A 26,528-nucleotide genomic window follows, 5' to 3' on the forward strand; every position below is an offset into this window, starting at 1 on the left:
AAATATTTCATTTATGGGTACTCATAAATAAAATAGGATTGAGGAAGATAATACAGTTCATTTATACAGTTTGCAATAGGCTACATAATAGAAAAAAATTTACTGACTTATAAAAAATTCTATCAATTCAGATTTTCTTGAATGCTTTCAAATTGCACAGCTGTTTCTACTATTGTTTTCCAAAAGGCTGGTGCCAGCGTCTGTTTATTTTTATACGTTAAAAAAATGTGTTGATTCATATCAAGTAAATGTTTGACATCAATCTCAACAAACTCACCGCTTTCAAGTTCTTTTTTTACACAAAGATACGGCAAGAAGCTCATATACTCCCTTGTACGGATAAATTCTTTCGCTACTTCTAAATGATCCGTTCGCACTTCAATAGTTGCTGATACACCCTCTACCTCAAACATTTTATGCACATAATTCCAATCAAAAGCCCCACATTCAAAAAACACCATTTTCTGTTGTGCCAGTTCCTTTGCTTTCATTGGATGTTGTTGTTTAAAGGAATGCTCCCGATGCATCACAAGTTTAACTGCATTGCTTAGCAATAACTCATTAGCAATCCCCTCTCTATGCATGTATTGAATAAGAGCAAGATGGATTTGATGACTTTGCAGTTTCTCTAAAATCACTGTAGTTGAACCTGTGATAATCTGAAAACGCAAATGCGGAAAGTCTTTCTTCCATTTCGGCAATGCATAAGCTAAAAAATATTGTGCTGTAACACCATTCGTACCAATGCACACTTCATCAGACTCCTGCGTTTCCTCTAATTGTTTCTTTCCTTGCTGAAATGTTTGCACAATCTGTGTTGCAAACGGTACGAAGTCCTTGCCCTTATCCGATAATATTACACTTCGTCCATCACGATGAAATAACTCTACATTCAACTCTCGCTCCAATGATTTAATACGGGCCGTCACAGTCGGTTGAGACAAAAACAATGCATTTGCGGCCTTATGAATACTTTTATAATGCACGACATATAAAAATGCCTCGATATGGTCAATGTTCATCTAAAGCCCTCCTCAAATTACTTATTTATCCTATTATATAGATAATCGTTTTTATTCTCTATAAAAGATTGGAAAACTAGGGTTTATATTTTAATAAAATATCCGTTACTCCGAGGAATACCCGCGAGAAAGGCAGTGAACAAAGAAAAAAAGTAACCTAGCGTCTCCCAGGTTACTTTATTATGTAGCGACGTGGTCATCCATCTTGATAACATACATCGCACGTGGCTTACATCCCTCTGTCTGCGCACCACTTTTATATTATTCACATTGACACCCCCTGTTGCCAATATGAACTCTGTCTATATAGTACTTCTCAAACTGAGAAGCTTAATGCTTGGCGTTTGTTTTCGAGCGCCTAGCTTACTCAAAAGTTCATTCATTACATTAAGCTAGAATTGATGCTAGCACTGCTTTTTGTGCATGAAGTCTGTTTTCTGCTTGCTCAAAGATATAGGAATTTGGGCCATCAATAACAGATGACGCTACTTCTTCTTCACGATGGGCTGGTAAACAGTGCAGGAACATATAATTCGGCTTTGCGTATGCGACAAGCTCATCATTAATTTGATAACCTGCAAAGTCTTGTAGACGTTTTGCCGTTTCCTCTTCTTGCCCCATTGACGTCCATACATCAGCGTATACTACGTCCGCGTTTAAAACTGCTTCTACAGGATCATTTGTAATGGTAATTATGCTACCATTTGCTGCTGCGATAGCCTGTGCTTTCGCGATCACCTCTGCGTCACATTCATAGCCAACCGGTGTTGCCACTGCCACATTCATTCCTACATGCGCAGAAGCGACTACTAATGAGTGCGCCACGTTGTTACCATCTCCAACATAAGCAATTTTTAGTCCTTTTAGTTCACCTTTATTTTCAAAGATTGTTTCTAAATCCGCTAAAGCTTGGCATGGGTGATAAATATCCGTTAGTCCATTTATAACTGGTATAGATGCATGCTCTGCAAGTTCCGTCACCATTGCATGAGAATTCGCTCGAATCATAATGCCATCTAAATAGCCTGATAACACATGTGCCGTATCATAAACAGATTCACCGCGACCAATCTGTAAATCACGCGCATGCATAAACATACCTTTTCCGCCTAATTGGTTCATACCTACTTCAAATGAAATACGAGTACGAGTTGAATGTTTTTCAAAAATCATGCCAAGTGTCTTACCTTCTAGTAGCTTCGGACATTTTCCTTCTTTAGTAATCATTTTCAGCTGTGCCGATAACTCAACTAACTGCTGAACCTCTTCACTTGTATAGTCTAGTAAGGTTAATAAGTCCTTATCTTTTAAGCTAGTTACTAACTTTAACTGTACTTCCTCAAGCAATTTCATAGCCTTCACTCCTTGTTTCGTTGCTGATGGGATTAGTATAACAAATGCATAAATATAAAATCAACTGAATTTTTATGTTTATTTTAAAAAATTAGAATTTTATCTTCCGATGTGTCTAAAATGCGAACATTTGAATATTTATGCATATTTTAACTACAATCGCATATTTAAGAAAATTGCATTATTGTTAATGCATATTTATAATTAATATATATTAATTATTTAGGTGGTAAAACGTATGGATAAGGAATTGGTACATCTTATTAAGGAGATTAATCAAGTTCATTATGAAACCAATTTAATGTTAACCGAAGAATTTTCCTCTTTGTTGGATGAAACGTTAACTACGAAACAAGCATTATTTATAAATCTTCTGCAGACGAAAGGTCCCCTTCAAACTTTTGAATTAGCAAAGTTAATGGGGACATCTGCGAGTGCTGTTAGCCAATTAGTAAATAGGCTGGAGCAAGAAAATTATATAAAAAGAACAATGAGTAAAAAGGATCGTAGAGAAGTTATTATAGAGCTAGATGAACGAGGGCTTCTTTATTTTAAAAAGCTGGAGGAAATTGAGCTTGCTATTATTTATAAATATTATACAAAGCTCAATCGAGAGGATTTATTACAATTAAAGGATATACTTTCGAAATTAAATTCTATTATTTCAGAGGAGCAGGAAAAAAATAAGCGATCATAATGGAGGTATTCTTGTGGATTTACATGATTTAAAAAAGGACATTTTTAAAATTGCTTATCCTTATATAAAAACTCGCCCAAATGTTGCTTTATCCATTGGTATCATTTCTCAAAATCAAGAAGCAACTTTTACTTTCGGTGGCTCGAATTTTATGTTGGAAGAAAAGCCTTACATATATGAAGTTGGATCGATTTCTAAAGTTTTTACTACGTCCATATTGGGGGAAATGATTCAGGAAGGAAAAGTCCATGCCGAAGATTCTATTGGCAAATACTTTTCCGCAATTCCCGATACTCATCCTGTTACGCTCAAACGTTTAGCCAATCATACTTCTGGACTCCCAGGAATAGGTGTGCTGAAGAACATTTACAATGTTTTTGACGCGCAAACACCTCGTGATCCTTTTTGTCAATACTCACTAAACGAGACTATACATTATTTTAAAACGCACACAGACGAGCCCAAAGTTAAATTTAGATATTCTAATGTAGGAATGGGACTTTTAGGATATATTTTAGCTAATACACTTCACACTGATTATGAAACGGCTATCAAACAAAGATTAACAGATCCTTTAAATATGCCAAATACATTTATCTCTATCCCTTCTGATCAAGCAGAGGCAGTATTGCAAGGATACACGATCCTTGGACATAAAAAGCCACCGCTCCAAATGAATGAATTTATGGCTGCAGGGGCAGCCCGTTCAACTGTCAATGATCTTTTAACATTTACGAAAGTACACTTAAGTGATGAAAATTTAGGGTATGCATTAACCCATCAAGCGACTGAAACTTTTTCAGAAAATATAGGTATTGGTCTAGGATGGCAACTCGCTGACAATATCATTTGGCATAATGGTTCGACGAAAGCTTTCTCTAGTTATTTAGGGTTTGATAAAACGCAACAAACAGGCGTCGTTGTGTTATCAAATTATCGATCGCCTATATTGGCTGCAAACCCTAGTCAAATTGGTAAGGATATATTGCAGCTTTTACAGGTTCAATAGTTTTGAATTTATCGCCTAACTTTTTAAATTTATCAACCAACTTTATATCGACATAAAAAAACAGCCCTCAAACAATTAAGTTTGAGGGCTGTTTCCATTGAAGTAAAGCACTTGTTCGAAGTATACTTATTCGCATTTTTAACATTAAAGGCTACCAAAATATTGTATTTTTATTCGATTGGAACATAAATATCTGTCTTACTCTTGGCTTTGAAGCTTTTTGGTGGCTCAGTAACATATAATTCAAATGGGAATGAATCTCTCGGTATGTATTCACCTTTATTCAGTAACCAATCAGAATAAGCATATTTCCAAGCTTCTACATACTCACCCAGCGTTAATTCATAATGTAATACTGCATATTTTCCGCAAAAAGTCATCGTACCTATTTGTCCTTCTTCTTCAATTGCAGTATCTAATGGAACCGTCATTGCTACGCTAGTTCGTAAACTTTCTGAATCAGTTACAAAAGGATTGTCATGGTATATAGTCATTACCTTTGTGACATTATCCTTGATAAGATCATATTTTTTTGCGAAATTGAATAGTTCATTAAACATCTTACGACTATTTTTCCTATACTCAACATAATTTCCTTTGAAGCGTACATAGATTACTTTCATTTCAATATTTTCTACTGTGATCGTTGGTTTTTCCATCAATATCATCTCCCTTAACTTAAGTATAGGGGAGACTATCTGCTGTTTCTTGTCGTTTCTTGCTTTCCTGTATTCTAATGGAGACATTCCAAAATACTTCTTAAAAACTTTGTTGAAGGTACTCGCGTCATTGTAGCCATATTGGAGAGCAATATTTGTGATGCTAAAATCATTGCGGACTGTGAGGAATATCCCTGCTCGCTCCACTTTTATTCTGGTAACAAACTGTTTCACCGTCTCATCACTGTATTTGCTAAAAATACGATGGAAATGATATTTGGACATATTCACATTATTTGCTAAGTCATCTAGTGAGATTTTTTCGCTCAGATGGCTTTCAATATAATCTTCGGATTTGTTCACCAATCGAATGTATTCATCCATGTCTTCACTCCAATCAAGTCTTTTATTCATTATAACACTGGAACATCTATTCAAAATCTTACGATACAAGTACGAACATTATTTTCTATGCGTTCCCATTACAGAAGAAGCCAATGAGAACAACATTAAAAGTGTATCTTTCTTCTAAGCTGTTTGTGTGAATTCTTCCTCTTTCTTTTGAGCTTGAATCGCCAAAATTTTCTTATCAACGTCAATATTTATACCTTTCTTCGGTCTAACCAACGCAAAAAGCCTCCTAACATTTTTGTTAGAAGGCAAAATTATTGTATATCTATTTAATTCTTTCCATGCTTAGTCAAAAATAATTTTATTCACTGCATCACGGTCTAATTTTTTAATAACTTCCACCATTAATTTTACAGCATTATCGTAATCATCACGATGTAAAATGCCTGCATGTGAGTGGATGTAGCGTGTTGCAATACCAATTGATAGTGCAGGTATACCATTTGCAGTTACGTGGATAGAACCGGCGTCTGTACCGCCACCAGCCATTGCCTCGAATTGATATGGAATATTGTGCTCATCAGCCACATCTAATACGAATTCACGTAAGCCACGGTGTGAAACCATTGATGCATCGTAGACAACAATTTGTGGACCAGCACCCATTTTACTAGTTGACTCTTTTGGAGTTACCCCTGGTGTGTCTCCTGCTACACCTACATCGACAGCAAATCCGATATCTGGTTGGATTTTATGCGTAGCTGTTTTCGCACCACGAAGTCCTACTTCCTCTTGAACATTCCCTACAGAATAAAGGATGTTCGGATGTTTTTCATTTTGCAATGCTTTCATAACATCAATGGCAATTGCACAACCAATGCGGTTATCCCATGCTTTTGCTAATAAGTATTTTTCGTTTTTCATCACATTAAATTCGAAATATGGTGTTACCATATCGCCAGGACGTACGCCCCATTCAAGGACTTCATCTTTTGAAGCTGCACCAACATCGATAAACATATCTTTAATATCTACCACTTTATTACGCACATCTGCTGGTAAAATATGAGGTGGCTTTGAACCAATTACCCCAATGATTTCTTCGCCTTTACGTGTTGTAATTGTTACACGCTGCGCAAGCATAACTTGGCTCCACCAGCCACCTACAGTTTGGAATTTGATGAATCCTTTGTCATCGATTTGAGTAACCATGAAGCCTACTTCATCTAAATGACCTGCAACCATAATTTTAGGGCCATTTTCATCGCCAACTTTTTTAGCAATGACGCTGCCTAAATTATCTGTTTCAACTAAGTCTGCATATGGTCCAATGTATTTTTTCATGACCTCACGCGGTGCACGTTCATTACCTGCAATACCATTCGCATCTGTTAAATCTTTAAACATTTGTAGTGTTGAATCTAGCTGTGTCATCCTTTTACCTCCCGACTCTTGTATCTTCTCTATTATACTTCGTTTACCGAAATATTCCTAGCTAAATCGTCAGAAAATTGGTGTATTTCTTACACTTTAATATCCTGAGCGCTGGCGATTATAATTTTCTTCATTTTTCTCTATATATGCCGCAACAACATCCTCAAACGAAAAGCCTAGATTAAACGCAAGCAATCCATAGCATTGCCAGATCGCTAAGTATCTATCCTCTGTTGGTTGACTAATAAAGCTTAAAATATAGTCTTGTGTCATTAAAAATGTCTCTGTTAAATCTCTCTTCTCTTCAATCACAGGCCATTTTTCTATCGCTGTATAACCTTTTAATAGGCCAAGCGATAATATAAAATGAATAGAATCTACATATTCCTCTAAAATCACATCTCGCTCTGAAGCTCCCTTTGTGCTCCAAAACTTAAAGCAACGTGTCTCATTTGCAAGTTCGGCTAGCTCTACCATTAAGGCTAAACCTTTTTCTTTAAATACATCACGTTCAATATTTTGTGTTTTTTCGATGAAATCATCAAGCTCTTTTTGCATTTTAAACAATTTTTGTAAATTCATTTTTTTCTCCTAAATTTCTTAAAAATATTTCTATAAAGTGAAACTAATTGTCCCTTACAATCGTATAGGAAGGAATAACCTTTCTTCAAGGGGGAAATTAAAAATGTTGCCGTTACTTATTCGTCTTGCTGTTATTACGCTTATTATCTATGTATTTTATAAAGCGATTCGTTATATAACCGATCCTAAGCGAAAACTTGATGAAGCCTATGAAAAAGGCCAATATTATTTTTATGATGACGTCAAAAATGTTCGAAAGAATTTCTTTATCTCTTATAAGGGTGCTCTTTTCGAAGGTGAAAAATACCTCGGCACGACTAAAGATGCCTTCGAGGTTGTGACGATTTTTGTTGGCGCCCGTGACGCCGCTACACTGCAGGGTTTTACGAAAAGAGACTTTGAATACCTACAGCAAGAAATTCTATTGAACTATCCGAACGCAAAAATAAATTGGAAGCAACCCATTGAAAAGCTTATGCACAACACATCCTCAGAATGAGGATGTGTTTTTATTTATCGGAATGTTTTCGAGTTTTATCGGAACATTTTCCGGTTTTATCGGAATATTTTCGAGTTTTATCACCATATTTGTACTATGATAAAAATTTGAACAGCTGCTAGCAGTGGGAAACCAAATGCAAAGCTGTTATGACGTGTTTTATGACGGAATAAATACATTCCTAGCACGCCACCTACTGCACCCCCAGCAATTGCTAATGTAAATAACGTACGTTCTGCGATACGCCATTCATGTTTTTTTGCTTTTGATTTATCTATGCCCATCATAACGAGCAGGACTACAGAAACGATCGCCATATAAGCTAATAATGCTTGCCCCATTGAAGTACTCCTTTTTATTTTCTATTTACTACTACTCTAACACAAAAAAAGACTGACGGATAAATCCGTCAGTCTTTGTCAAAAATTATTTAGCTACTGCTTTTTTCGCAGTGTCTGCTAATTGAGTGAATGCTGCTGCATCAGTTACAGCTAGATCAGCTAACATTTTACGGTTAACTTCGATACCAGCAACTTTTAAACCGTGCATTAAACGGCTGTATGAAAGACCGTTCATGCGAGCTGCTGCGTTGATACGAGTGATCCATAATTTACGGAAATCACGTTTTTTCTGACGACGGTCACGGTATGCATATTGACCTGACTTCATTACTGCTTGGTTAGCAACTTTATATAATGTATGTTTAGAACCGTAGTAACCTTTAGCTAATTTCAATACTTTTTTACGACGTTTGCGCGTCACTGTTCCGCCTTTTACGCGTGGCATATGAATTACCTCCTGCTTTTCATTAAAAAATGAATATTAGTTATTTTGTGTAGTCAAATTATTTCATGTAAACAAGTAATGATTTGATGCGTTTGAAGTCACCAGATGAAACGATGTTTGCTTTACGTAGGTGACGTTTTTGTTTTGTAGATTTGTTTGCGAATAAGTGGCTTCCATAAGCACGGTCGTATTTTAATTTACCTGAACCCGTTTTTTTGAAACGTTTCGCAGCTCCACGGTGAGTTTTCATTTTTGGCATGTCGAATTCCTCCTAAACTGTTCGTCTAATATTATTTCTCGTTCTTTGGTTGAAGAACTAAGAACATGCTTCGGCCTTCCATCTTCGGTTTTTGTTCAACCGTAGATACTTCAGCACAAGCTTCAGCAAAACGATCTAACACACGTTGACCAATGTCTTTATGTGTAATCGCACGACCTTTGAAACGTAAGCTACATTTAACTTTATCACCTTTTTCAAGGAATTTAATCGCATTACGTAGCTTCGTTTGGAAATCATGCTCATCGATTGTTGGGCTCAGACGAACCTCTTTCATTACGATGACCTTTTGATTTTTACGAATTTCACGGTCTTTCTTTTGCTGTTCAAACTTAAATTTACCATAGTCCATGATACGAGCGACTGGCGGCTTGGCTTGAGGGGCCACAAGGACAAGATCCAAGTTTACACGAGTGGCGATTTCTAGCGCTTCGTTACGTGTCTTTACACCAAGCTGGTCACCATTGTGATCGATTAATCGAAGTTCACGTGCGCGAATGCCTTCGTTTACATACATGTCTTTGCTAATAGTAATCCACCTCCAAGTAGTTGTCGCGAATACATGGTTTGGGCAAAGCCTTGCCCGGTTGAACGGTACATCATCTTGTCATGTCCATAAAAAAAGGACGGACATTTTTGAAGATGTCCGCCCGCTATATGTGCATGCGCAAGTCTGCGCAAAACAATTCAACGTGTCATACCTGTTCACAGCCCAAGAGCGTTGTATCAGGTGAGAAGCGGGCAGCCTCTACTTCAACCACAAACTTTGTATTCATTAACCTTAATTATATTAACATGTACTTTTATAAGCTGTCAAATGTTTTTTAGTTTATTTCTAAAACAATTTCGCCTTGGCGTAATTGCGTCCGGATTTTGAATTGTGCTAGCACAATTCAAAATCCGTGACATCCGCCGGAGGCTTTATCTTCATTCAGTCTGAGTTTGGATACACACTAAAAAGGAACCACATACCCATTTATCTCTACACCTTTAGAGGTGGGAATCTTCTTCTGAATGAAGATAAAGTAACCTAAAAACTTTTAATCTAAACTATTGTAATGTTTTTCATCATAACGTGAGGTTGATTTCCGTTCCGGCCGGGCGCTTTGTTGCTGACGCTTCGCTTTCGCACAGAGCAAAGCTTCCTGGGGGCGTCCGATGAGCCGCTTAGGGCAACAGGATGTTGGTCACGAAGGCGTTTTCACAGGACGTGATGCTCTTAGCCTTCGTTCCCCTATTTGCTCGCTCCAGGGTCTCGGGCCAACACGATGTTGGTCACGAAGGCGTTATCACAGGATGTGATGGTTTTAGCCTTCGTTCCTCTATTGCTAATCCCCAAGGAGTCGCCCAGCCTTAACGAAGATCAACTTATATAAATGGCATACGATTTAACAAATGTCATCCAAAACTTTTGGTGATTTTGCTCGGCGAATCGAAGTCTAATCATTTTTGAATCTGATCGAATATTCGCCGGCAAAATTACGAATATTATTTTGTGATTTCTGCTTTAATGTTGGCTAAGAAGTCTTGGAAGCTAATTGTTTCTGAATCTTTTGAGCCATAACGACGTACGTTTACGCCACCAGCCTCTACTTCTTTGTCTCCGATAACAAGCATATACGGGATTTTTTTCATTTGTGCTTCACGGATTTTGTAGCCTAGTTTTTCTTCACGGTCATCCATTTCAACACGTAAGCCTGCTGCAGTTAATTGCTCTTCAATTTGTTTTGCATAATCAAAGTGTGCTTCGTTTGAAACTGGGATAACTTCAACTTGTACTGGAGCTAACCATGTTGGGAATGCACCTTTGTACTCTTCGATTAAGAAGGCAACGAAGCGTTCCATTGTTGATACTACACCACGGTGAATAACAACTGGACGATGTGGTTTACCGTCTTCTCCTACATAAGTTAAGTCAAAGCGTTCTGGTAATAAGAAGTCAAGCTGAACTGTTGATAAAGTTTCTTCTTTACCAATTGCAGTTTTTACTTGTACGTCAAGTTTAGGACCGTAGAATGCCGCTTCACCTTCTGCTTCAAAGTAATCTAAGCCAAGCTCATCCATTGCCTCTTTTAACATGCTTTGTGCTTTTTCCCACATTGCATCGTCGTCGAAGTATTTTTCTGTATCTGCTGGGTCACGGTAAGATAAACGGAATGAGTAATCCTTTAAATCGAAGTCTTTGTAAACTTCTAAAATTAATTGTACTACCTTTTGGAATTCGACTTTAATTTGGTCTGGACGAACGAAAATATGTGCATCATTTAAAGTCATCCCACGTACACGTTGTAAACCTGAAACAGCACCTGACATTTCATAACGGTGCATTGTACCAAGCTCTGCAATACGTAATGGTAGGTTACGATAAGAATGCATGCTGTTTTTGTACACCATCATATGATGCGGGCAGTTCATCGGACGCATAATTAATGTTTCATTGTCCATTTCCATTGGTGGGAAAATAGAATCTTGGTAATGATCCCAGTGACCAGAAGTTTGGTACAGCTCTTTAGAACCAAGTACTGGTGTATAAACATGCTTATAACCAAGCGATAATTCTTTATCTACAATATAGCGCTCAATTACACGACGGATTGTCGCACCGTTTGGTAGCCATAGCGGTAAACCTTGACCAACTTTTTGAGAAGTTGTAAATAACTCTAATTCTTTACCGATTTTACGGTGATCACGTTCTTTTGCTTCTTCAAGCATTTGTAGGTGATGTTTTAATTCTTCTTTTTTAAAGAATGCAGTACCATAAATACGTTGTAGCATTTTGTTATCTGAGTTACCTCTCCAGTAAGCACCCGCTAATGAAAGAAGTTTGAACTCACGAAGCTTGCCAGTCGATGGTGCGTGGATACCACGGCAAAGGTCGAAAAATTCACCTTGATGGTAAATAGAAACTTGTTCATCGGCCGGAATCGCTTCAAGTAATTCTAATTTATATTCATCGCCGATTTCTTCATAGATCGCTTGTGCTTCTGCACGGCTAACATTTTTGCGCTCTATCTCTAGGTTTTCAGCGATAATTTTTTTCATTTCTTTTTCAATTGCAGGTAAGTCTTCAGCAGTGATTGGTGTTGGTGAATCGATATCGTAGTAGAAGCCACCTTCAATAACTGGACCGATACCAAGTTTAACATCTGGGAATAAACGTTTAATCGCTTGTGCTGTTAAGTGTGCAGTAGAGTGACGTAAGATTTCCAGTGCTTCCTCATCATCCTGTGTAATAATTGAGATTGTTGAATCCTCTTCAATTGGTGTTTTTAAATCGACTAAGACACCATTTACTTTACCCGCATATGCCTTTTTACGAAGTCCTGGGCTAATTGATAATGCTACGTCATCAGTAGATGTACCTTTTGCAAATTCCTTTACAGCGCCATCTGGGAAAGTTAATTTAATCATATCTGACATTTTTTACACTCCTTATAGTTTTGTTGTGATGCTTGATTGAAGTTCAAGAATCCCGGAATTGATCCTCATTCAATAGGTGTTTGGACATCCACTGAAAAGGAACTACATCCGCATTCACTTCACCACTATTTTCCACTGAACAAACATAAAAAAGCTCCGTCCCTATGAAAGGGACGAAGCGTATGCTCGTGGTTCCACCCTTCTTCCTTCCGACTTTTTATAGTCAGACGAAGCTCAAGGCTAGCTAACGGGCTAGGGACCGGCGAAAGATTATCCCTTTCGCTGCTCAGTAGGTAGTAAATAGTGTGCTCAAACTAGGAAGCTTACAGCCAATGACTTCCCTCTCTAAAAGCCTTACACAAAATTCATGTCCTCATCAATGCATTTAATCAATTATGCCTCGGCATAATCCGGAGGCTTTTACTTTTTCAGCAAGTGTTTTTTGTAGCGAAAGCGAAGCATCAGCTACAAGTGTTTGAACACCGATTGAAAGAAGTTAATTATTATATGTGACAGTATACGCTCGATTGTCATAAAATGCAACTGCCAATCTTACATACGTCTATTTTTCCCACTCATTTTAATCGGCTCTGTCAAGGCTTTGATACGTTCCATAACACGTCCAGCCTTCACGACCTCAATGTCACCTTTTTGTGACTGTGCTAAATGATGCTCCAACTCATCGTAATTAAAATTAGATGTAATGAATGTTGGCAATTGCTCTGCCATGCGGTAATGGAAAATAGTCCCCAAAATTTCATCTCGCGTCCAAGCAGTCATTGTTTCGGCTCCTAAATCATCAAGCATTAGTACTGGTGCCTTTTTCACATAGTCTATTTTTTCATGCAATGTGTTGTCGCCAATTGCATTTTTCATTTCTCGTAAAAATTCAGGCACGAAAACTACAACTGACTTTACTTTAGCCTTCGCAAGTTCATTAGCTAATGCGCCTAGCACAAAAGATTTCCCCACGCCAAATTGACCATATAAATAAAAGCCCTTAGCAGGCAAATTCCCTGTATCTAGTACATTTTGAACAAAATCAGCCGCACGGTTTGCAATGTCAATACGTGTATGATCATCAATAAATAAATCACTTATAGTAGCTTGTAGCACATCCTTTGGCATATGCATACTTGCTATCATATTAGCAACATCTCGGCGCTCATCTTCACGTATCTTTTGCTCGCATCGTACATAATCAATTTCAACAGTACTCCTTACTACACGTAAAGTAGGTAAAAAACCTTTTAAGTAATTTGTACAACTTTCTGTATTGTCACAGCCACAGCAGACTGTAGATTGGCTAATAAATTCATGGAGCTTCGGTAAATTACGTTCAACCGCATCATAGCTTAACTCATCCATATGCTCAGCTAAAAACTCTTGCACACGAGGGTTTTCTAAAATCTCTCGACGCATCGCTTCATATCGTTCTTGAAATGATGGTACAGAAATTGCTCTTTTTAATGGTCCATTAATCGGTTCGATTGTCATTCACCTACCTTATTTTGAATATTACCTAATTTTTCTAATATCTTTTGTCTTTCCTTTTCAAAATCAGTAGTGTCAGTATTCGTTGTATCTTTTAATACTTCCTCTGATTTTTCATTACGCTTATAAAACCAATCTGGCACTTTTTCCTCTCGGCGATTTTTTGTATAAGAGTTCTTTTTTGCCGAAGACTGGGGTTTATTTTTCCACGTAGTGTACTTATCATGCTCTTTACGTGCTAGCTCCATTGCTTCTTTTGCTGTTTGAATATTTTTACGTACCCAATGATCCGCAATCGTTTCCACATATTTCTTAGGTAGCTTCATATCAGTTGTTAGCATTACATATTCCAGAAGAGCATTAACAACCCCTACTGGCATTCCATGCTGGACAATTAAACTCTCAGCAAGCTGTACGGAGGTCTGTAGAGGTTCTTTGCCATTATTGATATCTCGCAGCACTTGCACTGGGGGAGTCGTCTCTAAATATTGCTGAAGCTCCTGATCCTTCGTTTTTTGGCCTGATTCTTCTATGGCTGACGGCTCACTCACTCTAGCGAGCTTTGGTGGTTCTTTTGATACCGTTAGCTTATAAAAATCCGCAGCAGCCTTACGTAAACGTTCCAGTGAAATACCTAGATCATCATCTAATGCCAGAATCACTACTTTTTGCATATCAAGTGCCGTTAAGCGGTATAAAAATGCTAATTTCGCTATTGTTTCACGCACCTCAAATGTTAGTAAGCTAGCCGGTACTAGTTGCTCCGATAAGCCCGCTTGCAGCAATTCAAAGTCAAACTGGTCAAAATAAAACGGATATATCTTTTGCTGTGTATCCTTACGACTAGTATCAACTTGTAAATCATCTGGAATCCTTGTACTTACAGGCTTGAAAACATCAATGAAGGCACGCGATACATCTTTAAATTCTGCATCTCTCGCAGAAGGAATAAAACGCTGACGTAACTTCCGATAAGCTTGCTCCCCAATTTTACTAAACAAAAACATCGACAGCAGTGGGTCTTTCATAAAACTATCCGCATCAAGTGGACGTATCAGCTCATATAAAAAGCTTCGCTCGTCATCATCCTCTTTTTTCCATGTGCGTAACAAGCCAATTGCTTCAAGCGCAATTCGTGCTTCAAATACTTTTCCAATTGGAAGCCCTAGCACATTCATTAAATAATAATGTGTCATTTGCTGCTTTGGCATTTGCTCAGCCTCTGCCCATAATGTTAAATAAAGGCTGATTGGTTCCGCTCCAATTAAAGGCTGATAAAAAAGCGTTACTAATTGACGCTCCTGCGTAGAAAGTGCATGAGGTAGACGAATGTCAAAAGAATCAGCAGGCTGTAATTCCTTATACAAATGGATCAACGTCATTCCCCTCTCTGTTTCCTATAATTTCTGCTCTGTCTGGCGTTGGATAATTTCTTTAATTTCTTCAATAAAGACATTGATATCCTTAAATTGACGATAAACCGATGCAAAGCGCACATACGCAACCTCATCGATTTTCGCTAAGCGATCCATTACCATTTCTCCTACATCCTCAGATCGGACTTCAGAATTCCCAATACGGCGAAGATCTTTTTCAATAGACATTACTAGTCCTTCAAGTACTTCAAGAGAAACAGGTCGTTTTTCGCAAGCACGAATAAGTCCACGAAGTACCTTTTCACGGCTAAATTCTTCTCGTGAACCTTCTTTTTTCACTACAACTAACGGTGTCTCTTCAATTTTTTCAAACGTTGTAAAGCGGAAGCCACATGACTCACATTCACGACGTCTACGAATTTCTTTATTATCATCAACCGGCCTCGAATCCACAACACGCGTTCCGTTAAATTGGCAAGATGGACATCTCATATATTTACTCTCCTGATTTCACAACAATTTAATATTTCTATTATAACAAATTTCCTATGTATAAGAAAAGCGCATTGACGCTAGTGTGCTCATGATAAACCTTGAAAGTAGAAAGTACAAGCGTAGATTCTGCAATCTAATAAAAAAAGCACATTGAAATCACTTGGATTTCAATGTGCTTAGTTTAATGATTATGATTATAATTAAGCATTAACCGTTTCTAATGCTTTTGCCACTTTTTTCACAAGATCTACAACGCGTGCTGAATAACCCCACTCATTGTCGTACCAAGCAAGTACTTTCACTTTACGGTCACCCATTACCATTGTAGAAAGTCCATCTACTGTAGAAGAGTAAGTTGTTGTATTGTAATCAGAAGATACTAGAGGCTCAACTGAGAAGTTTAAGATACCTTTCATTGGACCTTCAGTAGCTGCCTTAACGAATGCAGCGTTGATAGAATCTACAGTTACGTCTGTGTTTAAATCAACTACTAGGTCAACTAATGATACGTTTGGTGTTGGAACACGAAGTGCCATACCATGAATTTTGCCTTCTAATTCAGGTAACACTAACTTTAATGCTTTGGCAGCACCTGTAGATGTTGGAATGATTGATTGTGCGCAACCACGTGCACGACGTAAATCTTTATGTGGATTGTCTAAATTCTTTTGGTCATTTGTATAAGCGTGAACTGTTGTCATTAATCCGTTTTCGATACCAAATGTGTCATTTAACACTTTAGCAACTGGTGCTAAGCAGTTTGTTGTACAAGAAGCATTTGAAATAACATCATGTTTTGCGATATCAAGTTTCTCATCATTTACACCTAAAACAATTGTTACGTCCTCGTTTTTACCAGGTGCTGTTAAGATAACTTTCTTTGCGCCTGCTTCTAAGTGCATTGCTGCTTTTTCACGATCATTAAATTTACCAGTTGCTTCAATAACGATATCCACACCCATTGTTGCCCATGGTAATTTTAATGGGTCGCGTTCGCTAATAATTTGAACACGTTTACCATTTACAATTAAAGCATCGCCTGCAGGCTCCACTGAACCTTCGAATGTTCCGTGATTTGTGTCATACTTAATCAAATGTGCTAACGTTTCAGCTGGATAGCTAGCGTTAATTGCAACGATATTTAAACCTTCTTGCACGATCGCTTGGCGGAAAACCATACGTCCAATACGTCCGAAACCATTAATAGCAACTGATACTGTCATTTATAAAATCCTCCTGTGAGTCATACTCAAATTAATTATATACTTTATGGTGATTAGTATAACACAATTTCAAAAAAGATGAACATTATATATTCATAATATTAAAGTTCTTATTTTCTGAAAAATAAGAACGCCTAAATTAGTCCTTATTATGGTATAAATCCATAAAAAGATGCATAACAAAGTGTTCTTGCTTCGCATTTAATAGTGAATGTTGTGGCACATTAAATAAGGTGATTTCCGTTCCAGGCTACTCGCTTTCCTGTGGGCGAGCGTCGAGCCGCTTCCTCCGCTAAAGGAACGAAGGCTAAATGCGTCACGTCCTGTGACAATGCCTTCGTGACCAACATCATGTTGGCCTCAGGGTCTCGCCTGTCTCGCTTTCCCACGGGAGTCGAGTAGCCTTCCACTCCAATCAGCAATAGCGTAGAATTTTTATAAATTTTATTCATTTCAAAAGTAAACACTATCGCTACTCACCTTAATCGAACAGAAAAGACTTATAACAATAAAGCAATTGCAACCTGCTATTGCCAACGCAATGTTTCGTTTTTTCCAAAACCGCTGTAGTTTCGTTTTATAATTATAAATTAAAGTACCATGTCAGAAGATACACGCTATGTGAAATGGTTGATTGAAGTGGAGGCTGGGCGACTCCTTGGGGATCAGCGATATAGAGGAACGAAGGCTAAAAGCATCACGTCCTGTGATAACACCTTCGTGACCAACATCGTGTTGGCCCGAGACCCTGGAGCGAGCAACGCGAGTGAAGCGGCTCATCGGACGCCCCCAGGAAGCTTTGCTCTGTGCGAAAGCGTAGTGTTAACGTAGCGGCAGCAACAAAGCGCCCAGCCGGAACGGAAATCAACCTCTCGTTTTGCCGAAAAGTCATACTATTTTTAATGTGACACCTTAATTTCATTGATTCAATAGTTTTCCAAGAATATAAAATGCGTAGCAATATGTCATTGCTACGCATCGAATGATTTTATAGATTTTTAATTAATTATAATATGTCCCAGTATGTCAGGATTTTTTTCAGTTGTTGCTCTGTTTGTTCTAAATTTTCATTGTTGTAAATAACCGCATGAGCACCTTTTTCTTTGACTGACATAGGTAACTGAGAATGCATTCGAGCTAGTGCATCTTCCTTCGATAAGTTGTTACGCTCCATTAATCGACGGAGCTGCACCTCTTCACTAACCGATACCACGATAATACGCTCGACAAAATGCTGTAACTTACTTTCAAATAAAAGCGGAATATCCATCACAACATGCTTTTCTCCGGCCTCTATATACGCATCGCGCTGGCGTAACATTTCCTTGCGAATAGCAGGATGCATAATATCATTTAACATTTTACGCTTTACAGGTTCGTGAAAAATAATATCGCCAAGCTTAACACGATTTAAACTCCCGTCTTCTAGCAATATATCTTGTCCAAAATTTTCAGCTATTAGCTTTAAAGTCTCCGTTCCTGGTTCAACAACATCACGCGCTACTATATCTGCATCGACAATCGGTAAACCAAGTGCTGTCATCATTTTTACTACTGTACTTTTTCCGCTCGCTATACTTCCTGTTAGTCCGATAATCATAGTTAAATCCCCTTTAATGTTGACAATTTGGGCAAAAGACTGATGTGCGCCCACCTATCGTCATTTGGCTCGTTGCAGTTCCACACGTTGGACACATCTTCTTTCCATACATCTGCAGTCGATTCTGCATACTTCCAGCCTCACCATTTATATTACGGTAATCTGAAATTGTTGAACCTCCTGCTTCAATGCTTTGGCGTAAAATAGCGACAATCGCCTCGAATAATGCACGCTTACGCTTTTCACTGATACGGTTCATTGTGCGGGCCGGATGAATTTTTTGCGCAAATAATGCTTCTGTTGCATAAATATTGCCGCAGCCCGAAATGACCTGCCCATCCATAATTACATCCTTAACGGCCTTTTTCTCATATTTCGGCAACTTTGATTTCGCAATAAAATAATCACATGCTATTTCATCGAATGGCTCTGGTGCCATTTTTGTTAATGGTGCATGATCCTCAATTTTAGTTAAAAAACGTAGTTCACCAAAGCGGCGTATATCTGAATAAATTAAATAGCCACCATCTACCATTTGAAATGTAGCATGAATATGCTTTTTAAATTTCGCCTCTTGGATTTCCTCAGGTGAATTTACCACAAACCAAGCACCCGTCATCCCTAAATGACTAACAAGCACATAAGGGACATCTTCCTTCAGTAAATGAAAAAAGATGTATTTCGCACGTCGTTCGATGGTTGTAATCGTCATTTGAGACAACGATATTTCAAATGCATCAGGCTCAGCTTGCTTCACGATACATTGCTTTCCCTCCCCAAAGGAAAAACGAATAATTTCTGATAGTTGAACTTGTTGAATTGTCCGCCCTTCAATTTTAGGTTTTAATGCCTGGACGACACCTTCAACCTCTGGTAATTCAGGCATTTTAACCTCTCCTTACTTTGCTTCGTACCAAGTTGCACCGTAATTAAAATCTACTTTTAATGGTACTGAAAGCTCGATTGCAGTCTCCATAACTTCTGGTACTATTTTTTCAAGCAATGCAATCTCCTCTTTAGGTGCTTCAAATATTAATTCATCATGCACTTGTAAAAGAATTTTTGCCTGCATATTTTCTTTTTTCAAACGAGCATCCATATCAATCATTGCTTTTTTAATAATATCAGCTGCACTTCCCTGAATTGGCGTATTCATAGCAGTACGCTCTGCAAAGCTTCGTAGATTGAAGTTCGAGCTCGTAATGTCAGGTAAATATCGACGTCTATTTAAAATCGTTGTCACATAACCATTAAACTTCGCATCTTGGACGATATCATCCATATATTGTTTCACACCTGGGAAACTTGCAAAATACTTCTCGATAAATGTAGCCGCTTCCTTACGAGTAATATCCAAGTTTTGTGATAAGCCATAATCACTAATCCCATAGACAATACCAAAGTTCACCGCTTTTGCAGCGCGACGCATATTACTATCGACCTCTTCTGCTGAAACATGGAAGACATCCATTGCTGTACGTGTATGAACATCCATACCTTCACGGAAAGCTTCAACTAAATTTTCATCGTTCGACATATGGGCTAATACACGCAATTCGATTTGCGAATAATCGGCAGAAAATAATATCCAATCTTCATTCGATGGCACAAATGCCTGACGAATTTTTCGTCCTTCTTCTAAACGAATCGGGATGTTCTGCAAATTCGGATCCGTTGAGCTTAAACGTCCAGTAGCTGTTAATGCTTGCTGGAATCGAGTATGCACTTTTCCATCCTCTGTATGGATTTCCTTTAGCAAGCCCTCGATATAAGTTGACTGTAATTTTCCAAGCTGACGATACAAAAGAATATGCTCAATAATAGCATGCTCTGGTTTTAATTTTTCCAAGACATCTGCTGCAGTGGAATAGCCTGTTTTCGTCTTTTTAATAACAGGAAGGCCAAGTTTATCAAAGAGAATAACACCTAATTGCTTTGGTGAATTAATATTGAAGGTTTCTCCTGCTTCAGCATAAATTGCTTGTTCGATAACAATTAGCTTGTCATTTAATTCCTGACCCATTTTCTCTAATGTGGCACGATTGACCGTGATACCCTCACTTTCCATTTCCCCTAAAATAGAGGCAAGCGGAAGTTCTAAGTTTTTATAGAGTTCGAACTGTTCATTTTCCTTTAACAATGCCTCAAGCTTTGGCTGTAAAGACCACACAGCAAAGGCTTTGCGGCTGGCATGCTCAGCGAGTGCATCAATGGCTGGTATAGCTCGTTTCGCCCCTTTACCATAAACGGTCTCATTTGCCTGCACATTACGATAGCCCAGTTCTTTCGCAAGAGTTGCCACATCATCTCCACTTAGCGCAGGATTATTAATATAAGACGCAAGTAATAAGTCAAATTCCACACCAGCTAAATGTATTCCCGCACGTTTTAACGCAGCCTGAGATGCTTTTGAATCAGACATGTACTTTATTTTTGTAGCATCTTCTAACCAGAGGCGAAGGACATCGGATTTAGCCGCAAGATCAAACGGCACGTACATTGTTTTCGCTCCATCTGTTAGTGCAAAACCTAGTTGCTGACATGTATGATAATGCTCGTCCTCTAACTCTAAGTGCACTGCCATTACATCTTTTAAATGCTCTTGCTTTACTTCTTGCACAATTTCATAGTCAAAAGGCGCTTGTTCCTCTTCTTGGACAGTAAAATCACTTTTATCTAGTAATGATTTAAAACCAAGCTCTTGCCATACACTAATTAATTCTTCCTCATTCGGACCATTATAAACAAGATCAGAAAGCGTTATATCAATCGGTGCTTTTGTAAAAATAGTAGCTAGCTTTTTACTCATTAATGCCTGTTCTTCATTGGCAACTAATTTTTCTTTCATTTTAGAAGCCTTCACCGTATCCATTGCCGCATAAAGTGACTCCACCGAACCATGTTCTTTCAGTAATTTAACAGCCGTTTTTTCACCGACACCTGGTACACCAGGGATATTATCTGAAGAATCCCCCATTAAACCTTTCATATCAATAATTTGCCCGGGCGTTAAGCCGTATTTTTCTGCAATAAAGGCTGGTGTATTTTTTTCAATTTCAGTAATACCTTTTTTCGTAATGTATACTGTTACTTGCTCAGTCGCGAGCTGTGTTAAGTCACGATCTCCCGATACAACGACGACATCCATATCGTGTGACGAAGCATCTTCGGCAAGTGTCCCTATAATATCGTCCGCTTCGTACAATTCAAGCTCATATCGCTTAATACCATAAGCATCGATAAGCTTACGTATATACGGGAACTGCTCAGATAATTCTGGTGGAGTCTTTTGTCGACCACCCTTATATTCCGTAAATGTCTCATGACGGAAGGTTGTCTTACCCGCATCAAAGGCAACCAAAATTTTCGTTGGTTGCTCTTCCTCTAATATTCTTTGTAACATTGTTGTAAAGCCGTACACTGCATTCGTATGAATTCCACTATCATTCGTCAATAATGGCAACGCAAAAAAAGCGCGATATGCTAAACTATTGCCGTCCAATAATAGCAATTTTTCCTTTGTCATGATTTTATCCTCCTGCGTTTTCGTCTTCTTAATTGTAAAACGAAAACGTATGTTTGAAAATGCCTCTTCCATTTACTTTATCGAGAAAACGGTTATTTTACCAATCATAACATTGAAAATCACCAAATTTCCTACATCAATAACTTAACTCAGGATTGACTACAAAAAAAAAGCCAATCACTCATTGTAATTGACTTTTCCGATATTATTCACTAGCTTTACTTGTTTTTTCTTTACGATAGAAAATCTCTTCATATATGACTGTCAAAATAAAGGCATTCATAAACGCAAATACTAAAAATAATGGCATACCACCAAGCTGTGGATGTGTAAGCTCTGTATCGAACACCATTACAGTGCTGATTTGCGCTAAGAAGATAATAAAGCCAATCCCTACTTGCCATATAGGACGTTTAACCTTGCGTTTCTCGTACAAAAATATTCTTTTAAATATCTTGCGTATATCCTCAGCAATGACTAAACCTAATAAAAACAAAATGACAAAAAATACTGGTATATGATAAACACTTTTTGTGATCCATGCAAAATCTGATAGACGGAAGAAAAGTGTAAATAACGATGCAATACTACAGGCTATCCCTAAATTTTGGAGCCACTTGCTAATTTGCAACTTCACAACTATTACCCCCATTTTTTATTTTTCAACATTATCATTCTATCAGATTATTGTCATATACGAAACACAAAATTATAAATTTCTATCATTTTTATAAAATATCATTGATAACTGAAAGGTTTTTTAAAAAATATGATTAAAAATACCTAAAATCATACTATAAAGGCTCCTCACCATAACGTAGAGTTGATTTCCGTTCCGACTGGGCGCTTTCCTGGGGGCGTCCGATGAGCCGCTTCGCTTCGCTGCAGGGTCTCATCTGTGACGCTGATCCCCAAGGAGTCGCCCAGTCTCCACTCCAATCAACTTATATAAATATTGCTATTCATTAAACAACCCTTCCACAAAATAGTAATAATTATATAAAAACACCACACAAAACTTCTTGTCAGTTTCATGAATAGTGTAAAAAAGCCGTCTCAAAAAAATTGAGACGACTTCATATACTTATCCCTGCAAGAATAATAGTATTATTTTATATAGCCAGATAATATTTTTGCATATGGTGAAGTAGATGGCAAAATAATGACCGTATCTTCACCTACAGTTTTCTTATATGATTCTAATGTACGGTACAATGAATAGAATTCAGGATCTTGTGAGAACGATTTATTGTAAATCTTAGCTGCTTCTGCTTCACCTTCCGCTTGAATCAATGCTGCATCCTTTTTCGCTGTTGCGAGCATTTCTTGAACTTGTTTATCTGTTTGTGCTTCAACACGACGTTTCTCAGCATCACCTTCAGATAGGTATTTCTGTGCGATTGATTCACGATTTGAAATCATATTCGTAAACACGGATTGCTCATTCTCAGTTGGCAAGTCGATACGACGCAGACGAACATCCACTACTTCAATTCCATATTTATCGTTTGAGAGCAATTCATTAACACGTTTTGTGACTTGGTCATTGATACTACCACGCGAAGAGTTTTCGTCGTTTATAATCTCCTTATATTCTATTCGACCAAGCTCTGAGCGAATAACTGAATAGATAAACTCTTCCATACGTGTTTCAACTTTTTCTATTGTTCCTGCATTGGAAATTAATTGCTTTGGATCTGTGATACGCCAAACTGCATAATTATCAATGATTATTCGTTTTTTATCCTTTGTATTAATTTCCTCTTCAGAAATTTCATAAGTCATTTGGTTTTTTGGAAGCTTTGTGACGCTTTGAATAAATGGAACCTTTATTTTCAGGCCAGGCTCACTCTGAAACTTCACTACTTCCCCAAACTGTCTAACAACTGCGTATTCGGATTCTTTAACAATATAAACATTCACAAATACTATAATAGCCATGGCGAAAACGGCAGTTAAAGTGACAGCAAGAGAAATATATTTTTTGGGATTCATCGGGCTTTTTTTCGACATTTTAATTACATTATCCTCTGTATTCCCTTCTTTCGAAGCAGTATTTTTGGATTTACCCGATAAAAAATTCAGGAATTTTTCAAGATCCTTATTTTTTTGATCCATTAGTTACCGCTCCCTTCTTTTTTCTCTTTTGGTGTTTCCTGTGTCGTAGTTGTTTCCTGTGTTGTAGGTGTCTCCTGTTTTGCAGGTTGCAATGCTTGAAGAGGCAAGTATTTCATTGTATTCCCATCATCATTCATAATATAAATTTGTGCTTTAGGTAATACATTTTCAAGTGTTTCCAAAATTAAACGCTCGCGTGTAATCTGTTGATTGCCCTTATATTGCTCATACATTTTATTAAAGACAGCTACATCCCCTTGAGCCTGTTCAATACGCGCTGTTTTTTCACCTTCCGCCTTCGAGATAATTGCATCCTTTTCACCTTGTGCTTCACTAATTCGCTGATTCTCATATTTTTCTGCTTGATTTATTTTTGTATTCTTCATTTCTCGTGCGTCTGTAACAGCTGTAAAGGCTGCTCGCACATCTGCATTCGGTAATTCAACATCCTGTAGTTTTACCCCTAAAACACTTATACCTATATCGTATTTTTCAATAAGAGAAACGAGTAAATCTCGTGATTTTGCTTCTATGTCTGCTTTTCCTTCAGTTAACGCAGCATCGATTTTGGAACTTCCGATAATGGAGCGAATCGCACTCGACGTAGCGCTATGTAATATTTTTTCTGGATCTTGTGAGCTGAATAAAAACTTGTTCGGTTCTGTAATCTTCCATTGAACTACAAGGTCTGTTAAAACAATATGCTCATCCCCTGTAATCATTTTTGTTTCGGCATCATAAGCTTCCAATTCCCCATCTTTATTTTGCTTATAGCCGAACTGCAAACTAAATGTTTCCTTCGATAAAACCTCAACCGATTGTACAGGCCAAGGTAACTTAAAATGTAAACCCGGTTCTGTTACTGTATCATCAGCACGACCGAACGTAATGACAACTGCTTGTTCTGATTCATCTACCGTGTACCACGATGTAAATACAGCAACAAGTGCAACAATAGCAAAAATCCCAAGTCCCACCATCATTAGTGACCTTTTCACACTCATGTCTAATCCTCCCTTAAGCTTAGTACTATTGTATACGGGACACTTACCGAAAAGTTTCAAAATATTTTAATAAACTAACACTTTATTTTAGGCAGTTTGACATAAGGAACAATATGGAGCTCACCAAACGTTTATGAACTGGTCCTCCGTCTAAATCCAAAAAAAATATCCTGTTACCAATTAAGGCAACAGGATATTGACAACTAGATGTTCAAATGCTGGGAAAAAGGTTGTTGATAAAACAATGCTAATTAATGCCGCTACAATCATAGCAAGACTCGCAAAAGTACCTTCAAGCTCACCAAGTTCAAATGCTTTAGAGGTACCTGTGCCATGTGCTCCCATTCCTAACATTAACCCTCTAGAGGATGGTCGATGGAAACGACATACTTTAATCACTAACGGTGCTATGAGACTCCCTAAAATACCAGTTACCATAACGAAAACAGCAGTAAGCGTAGGAGAGCCACCAATCATATTGGAAATGTCCATTGCTATTGGTGTAGTAACTGAACGTGGAACTAAGCTATGCACAAGCTCATTATTTAATCCAATTACTACGGCAATGATAAATGAAGATGTAATGGCAACGGCTGAGCCAACTGCAATACTTAGAAAAATTTCAAAAGCATGTTTCTTTAATAGATTAAAATTTTTATAAATTGGTACCGCAAACGCAACTGTTGCTGGTCCAAGTAAATTTGATAAAATACCGGCTCCTGCAGTATAGGATTTATAAGATGTACCCGTTAGTAACAAAATAATAATGACCACTAACGGTGTGATCAGTATAGGTGTTAACCATTCCTTCTGATACTTTTTATAAAACATTTTACTACTATAAAAAACTGCCATAGTACCTAGTAAACTTACTATAGCTATTAAAAAGCTCATGCAGTATCACCTTTCTTTCGTTGCCCTAGCAATTGTGCTGTGAAACCTGTTGCAAACATGACAACTATGGCACTCAATACAATAACAAGAACAGCTTTCACACCTTGCACACCGAATAATGCAGTATAATCGATTACTCCGATTGCAGATGGAATGAAAAATAGTAATAGTTCACTAAGTAATAAACCTGCACCTAGCTCAATCCATTCAAGCTTAATAATATGAAACTGCAAAAGTAAAAACAATAAGACTAGTCCAATTATGCTCCCTGGAATCGGCAAGTGAAGTAGGCGTGCAATGCTATTTCCAACAAATAAAATTACATAAAGATAGCCGATTTGCACGATACTATTGACGATTTTCATGGTCATCCTTCTCTCTTTTTTATCCAGCTTTATCGGTCAGAATATAGATCTCTTCTAAATAAGTACTGACCATATAAGCCTGATTTGTTCATCTAACTAGTATCGCTACTTATTAGTTGAACATTATGCTACTATACTTTACACCTATTTGCGTTACGTGTAAAACAGAAAAAGAATCTATTACCAAAAAGTTTGGTAATAGATTCTTCCTATTGGCGATAACTAATCAACACAATTAAAAAATCTTCTTATTATATATAAAGATTTTTTAGGCTATTTTAAAGTCTTAACAATTATATAGGGGGTTTCTACTGACAAGTATACGACCCCATTGTGAATTTAAA

General features: G+C 37.7%; 25 protein-coding genes. 3 read left to right on the forward strand and 22 right to left on the reverse strand.

The features are described from left to right. Positions 1–122: 122 nt before the first annotated feature. Positions 123–1,022, reverse strand: coding sequence for a LysR family transcriptional regulator (locus ACQKMI_RS03050; protein WP_427487163.1), 900 nt, complete (start codon positions 1,020–1,022; stop codon positions 123–125). A 387-nt stretch (positions 1,023–1,409) separates the two neighbouring features. Then, positions 1,410–2,375 carry an ornithine carbamoyltransferase gene (gene argF / locus ACQKMI_RS03055; RefSeq protein WP_427487164.1) on the reverse strand — a complete coding sequence of 322 codons (966 nt, stop codon included), beginning with the start codon at positions 2,373–2,375 and terminating at the stop codon, positions 1,410–1,412. 238 nt (positions 2,376–2,613) lie between these two features. Between argF and ACQKMI_RS03060 the strand changes: the two genes are divergently transcribed. Beyond that, positions 2,614–3,072 (forward strand): MarR family winged helix-turn-helix transcriptional regulator, encoded by a 459-nt coding sequence (locus ACQKMI_RS03060; RefSeq protein ID WP_427487165.1) that lies wholly within the window; start codon positions 2,614–2,616, stop codon positions 3,070–3,072. A 13-nt stretch (positions 3,073–3,085) separates the two neighbouring features. Then, a complete protein-coding gene (locus tag ACQKMI_RS03065; protein ID WP_427487167.1) occupies positions 3,086–4,081 on the forward strand; it encodes a serine hydrolase domain-containing protein in 996 nt (331 codons plus the stop codon). Positions 4,082–4,251: 170 nt separating this feature from the next. Here ACQKMI_RS03065 and ACQKMI_RS03070 read toward each other — a convergent pair whose 3' ends face one another. The 3 genes from ACQKMI_RS03070 to ACQKMI_RS03080 all read right to left on the reverse strand — a co-directional run bounded on the left by ACQKMI_RS03070 (position 4,252) and on the right by ACQKMI_RS03080 (position 7,107). After that, positions 4,252–5,124, reverse strand: a complete 873-nt coding sequence (locus ACQKMI_RS03070; protein ID WP_427487168.1) for an AraC family transcriptional regulator — start codon at positions 5,122–5,124, stop codon at positions 4,252–4,254. 312 nt (positions 5,125–5,436) lie between these two features. After that, positions 5,437–6,525 (reverse strand): M42 family metallopeptidase, encoded by a 1,089-nt coding sequence (locus ACQKMI_RS03075; RefSeq protein ID WP_427487169.1) that lies wholly within the window; start codon positions 6,523–6,525, stop codon positions 5,437–5,439. A gap of 96 nt (positions 6,526–6,621) precedes the next feature. Next, the gene (locus ACQKMI_RS03080) at positions 6,622–7,107 is read right to left on the reverse strand and encodes a dUTP diphosphatase (RefSeq protein ID WP_427487170.1); all 486 of its coding nucleotides are present in this window, start codon (positions 7,105–7,107) and stop codon (positions 6,622–6,624) included. Between the two features lie 103 nt (positions 7,108–7,210). On the opposite strand from ACQKMI_RS03080, the gene ACQKMI_RS03085 reads away from it, so the two are divergent. Then, complete coding sequence (locus ACQKMI_RS03085; RefSeq protein ID WP_427487171.1) at positions 7,211–7,606, forward strand: sigma-w pathway protein ysdB; 396 nt, start codon at positions 7,211–7,213, stop codon at positions 7,604–7,606. Between the two features lie 80 nt (positions 7,607–7,686). On the opposite strand, the gene ACQKMI_RS03090 is transcribed toward ACQKMI_RS03085, so the two are convergent. The 17 genes from ACQKMI_RS03090 to ACQKMI_RS03170 form a co-directional block, all read right to left on the reverse strand. After that, entirely contained in the window at positions 7,687–7,947 is a 261-nt protein-coding gene (locus ACQKMI_RS03090) for a DUF1294 domain-containing protein (RefSeq protein WP_427487172.1), read from the reverse strand. A gap of 85 nt (positions 7,948–8,032) precedes the next feature. Further along, complete coding sequence (rplT, locus tag ACQKMI_RS03095; RefSeq protein ID WP_053592414.1) at positions 8,033–8,392, reverse strand: 50S ribosomal protein L20; 360 nt, start codon at positions 8,390–8,392, stop codon at positions 8,033–8,035. A 58-nt stretch (positions 8,393–8,450) separates the two neighbouring features. Then, complete coding sequence (gene rpmI / locus ACQKMI_RS03100; RefSeq protein ID WP_004226312.1) at positions 8,451–8,651, reverse strand: 50S ribosomal protein L35; 201 nt, start codon at positions 8,649–8,651, stop codon at positions 8,451–8,453. A 31-nt stretch (positions 8,652–8,682) separates the two neighbouring features. Further along, complete coding sequence (infC, locus tag ACQKMI_RS03105) at positions 8,683–9,186, reverse strand: translation initiation factor IF-3 (RefSeq protein WP_024363824.1); 504 nt, start codon at positions 9,184–9,186, stop codon at positions 8,683–8,685. A 971-nt stretch (positions 9,187–10,157) separates the two neighbouring features. Then, complete coding sequence (thrS, locus tag ACQKMI_RS03110; RefSeq protein WP_427487173.1) at positions 10,158–12,089, reverse strand: threonine--tRNA ligase; 1,932 nt, start codon at positions 12,087–12,089, stop codon at positions 10,158–10,160. Between the two features lie 552 nt (positions 12,090–12,641). Then, positions 12,642–13,580, reverse strand: a complete 939-nt coding sequence (gene dnaI, locus ACQKMI_RS03115; RefSeq protein ID WP_427487341.1) for a primosomal protein DnaI — start codon at positions 13,578–13,580, stop codon at positions 12,642–12,644. Positions 13,581–13,582: 2 nt separating this feature from the next. Next, the gene (locus ACQKMI_RS03120) at positions 13,583–14,965 is read right to left on the reverse strand and encodes a replication initiation and membrane attachment family protein (RefSeq protein WP_427487174.1); all 1,383 of its coding nucleotides are present in this window, start codon (positions 14,963–14,965) and stop codon (positions 13,583–13,585) included. A 15-nt stretch (positions 14,966–14,980) separates the two neighbouring features. Continuing rightward, the gene (gene nrdR / locus ACQKMI_RS03125; protein WP_049667519.1) at positions 14,981–15,451 is read right to left on the reverse strand and encodes a transcriptional regulator NrdR; all 471 of its coding nucleotides are present in this window, start codon (positions 15,449–15,451) and stop codon (positions 14,981–14,983) included. 203 nt (positions 15,452–15,654) lie between these two features. Continuing rightward, positions 15,655–16,677, reverse strand: coding sequence for a glyceraldehyde-3-phosphate dehydrogenase (locus ACQKMI_RS03130; RefSeq protein WP_427487175.1), 1,023 nt, complete (start codon positions 16,675–16,677; stop codon positions 15,655–15,657). 1,006 nt (positions 16,678–17,683) lie between these two features. After that, positions 17,684–18,277 (reverse strand): dephospho-CoA kinase, encoded by a 594-nt coding sequence (gene coaE / locus ACQKMI_RS03135; RefSeq protein ID WP_427487177.1) that lies wholly within the window; start codon positions 18,275–18,277, stop codon positions 17,684–17,686. Positions 18,278–18,290: 13 nt separating this feature from the next. Continuing rightward, positions 18,291–19,163, reverse strand: a complete 873-nt coding sequence (mutM, locus tag ACQKMI_RS03140) for a bifunctional DNA-formamidopyrimidine glycosylase/DNA-(apurinic or apyrimidinic site) lyase (protein WP_427487178.1) — start codon at positions 19,161–19,163, stop codon at positions 18,291–18,293. A 12-nt stretch (positions 19,164–19,175) separates the two neighbouring features. Next, positions 19,176–21,803, reverse strand: a complete 2,628-nt coding sequence (gene polA, locus ACQKMI_RS03145; protein ID WP_427487179.1) for a DNA polymerase I — start codon at positions 21,801–21,803, stop codon at positions 19,176–19,178. Between the two features lie 205 nt (positions 21,804–22,008). Further along, positions 22,009–22,440 (reverse strand): DNA polymerase I, encoded by a 432-nt coding sequence (locus ACQKMI_RS03150; protein WP_427487180.1) that lies wholly within the window; start codon positions 22,438–22,440, stop codon positions 22,009–22,011. 470 nt (positions 22,441–22,910) lie between these two features. Then, entirely contained in the window at positions 22,911–23,921 is a 1,011-nt protein-coding gene (hflC, locus tag ACQKMI_RS03155; RefSeq protein ID WP_427487181.1) for a protease modulator HflC, read from the reverse strand. Beyond that, positions 23,921–24,925 carry an FtsH protease activity modulator HflK gene (hflK, locus tag ACQKMI_RS03160; protein ID WP_427487183.1) on the reverse strand — a complete coding sequence of 335 codons (1,005 nt, stop codon included), beginning with the start codon at positions 24,923–24,925 and terminating at the stop codon, positions 23,921–23,923. The genes hflC and hflK overlap by 1 nt, the downstream gene beginning before the upstream one ends. A 180-nt stretch (positions 24,926–25,105) precedes the next feature. Beyond that, entirely contained in the window at positions 25,106–25,819 is a 714-nt protein-coding gene (locus tag ACQKMI_RS03165) for an LrgB family protein (protein WP_427487184.1), read from the reverse strand. Then, complete coding sequence (locus tag ACQKMI_RS03170) at positions 25,816–26,184, reverse strand: CidA/LrgA family holin-like protein (RefSeq protein WP_323649074.1); 369 nt, start codon at positions 26,182–26,184, stop codon at positions 25,816–25,818. Before ACQKMI_RS03170 ends, ACQKMI_RS03165 begins: the two co-directional genes overlap by 4 nt. Positions 26,185–26,528 lie beyond the last annotated feature (344 nt).

This window comes from Lysinibacillus sp. NPDC097214 (assembly GCF_050277945.1).
GTDB classification, from domain to species: Bacteria; Bacillota; Bacilli; order Bacillales_A; family Planococcaceae; genus Lysinibacillus; species Lysinibacillus xylanilyticus_B.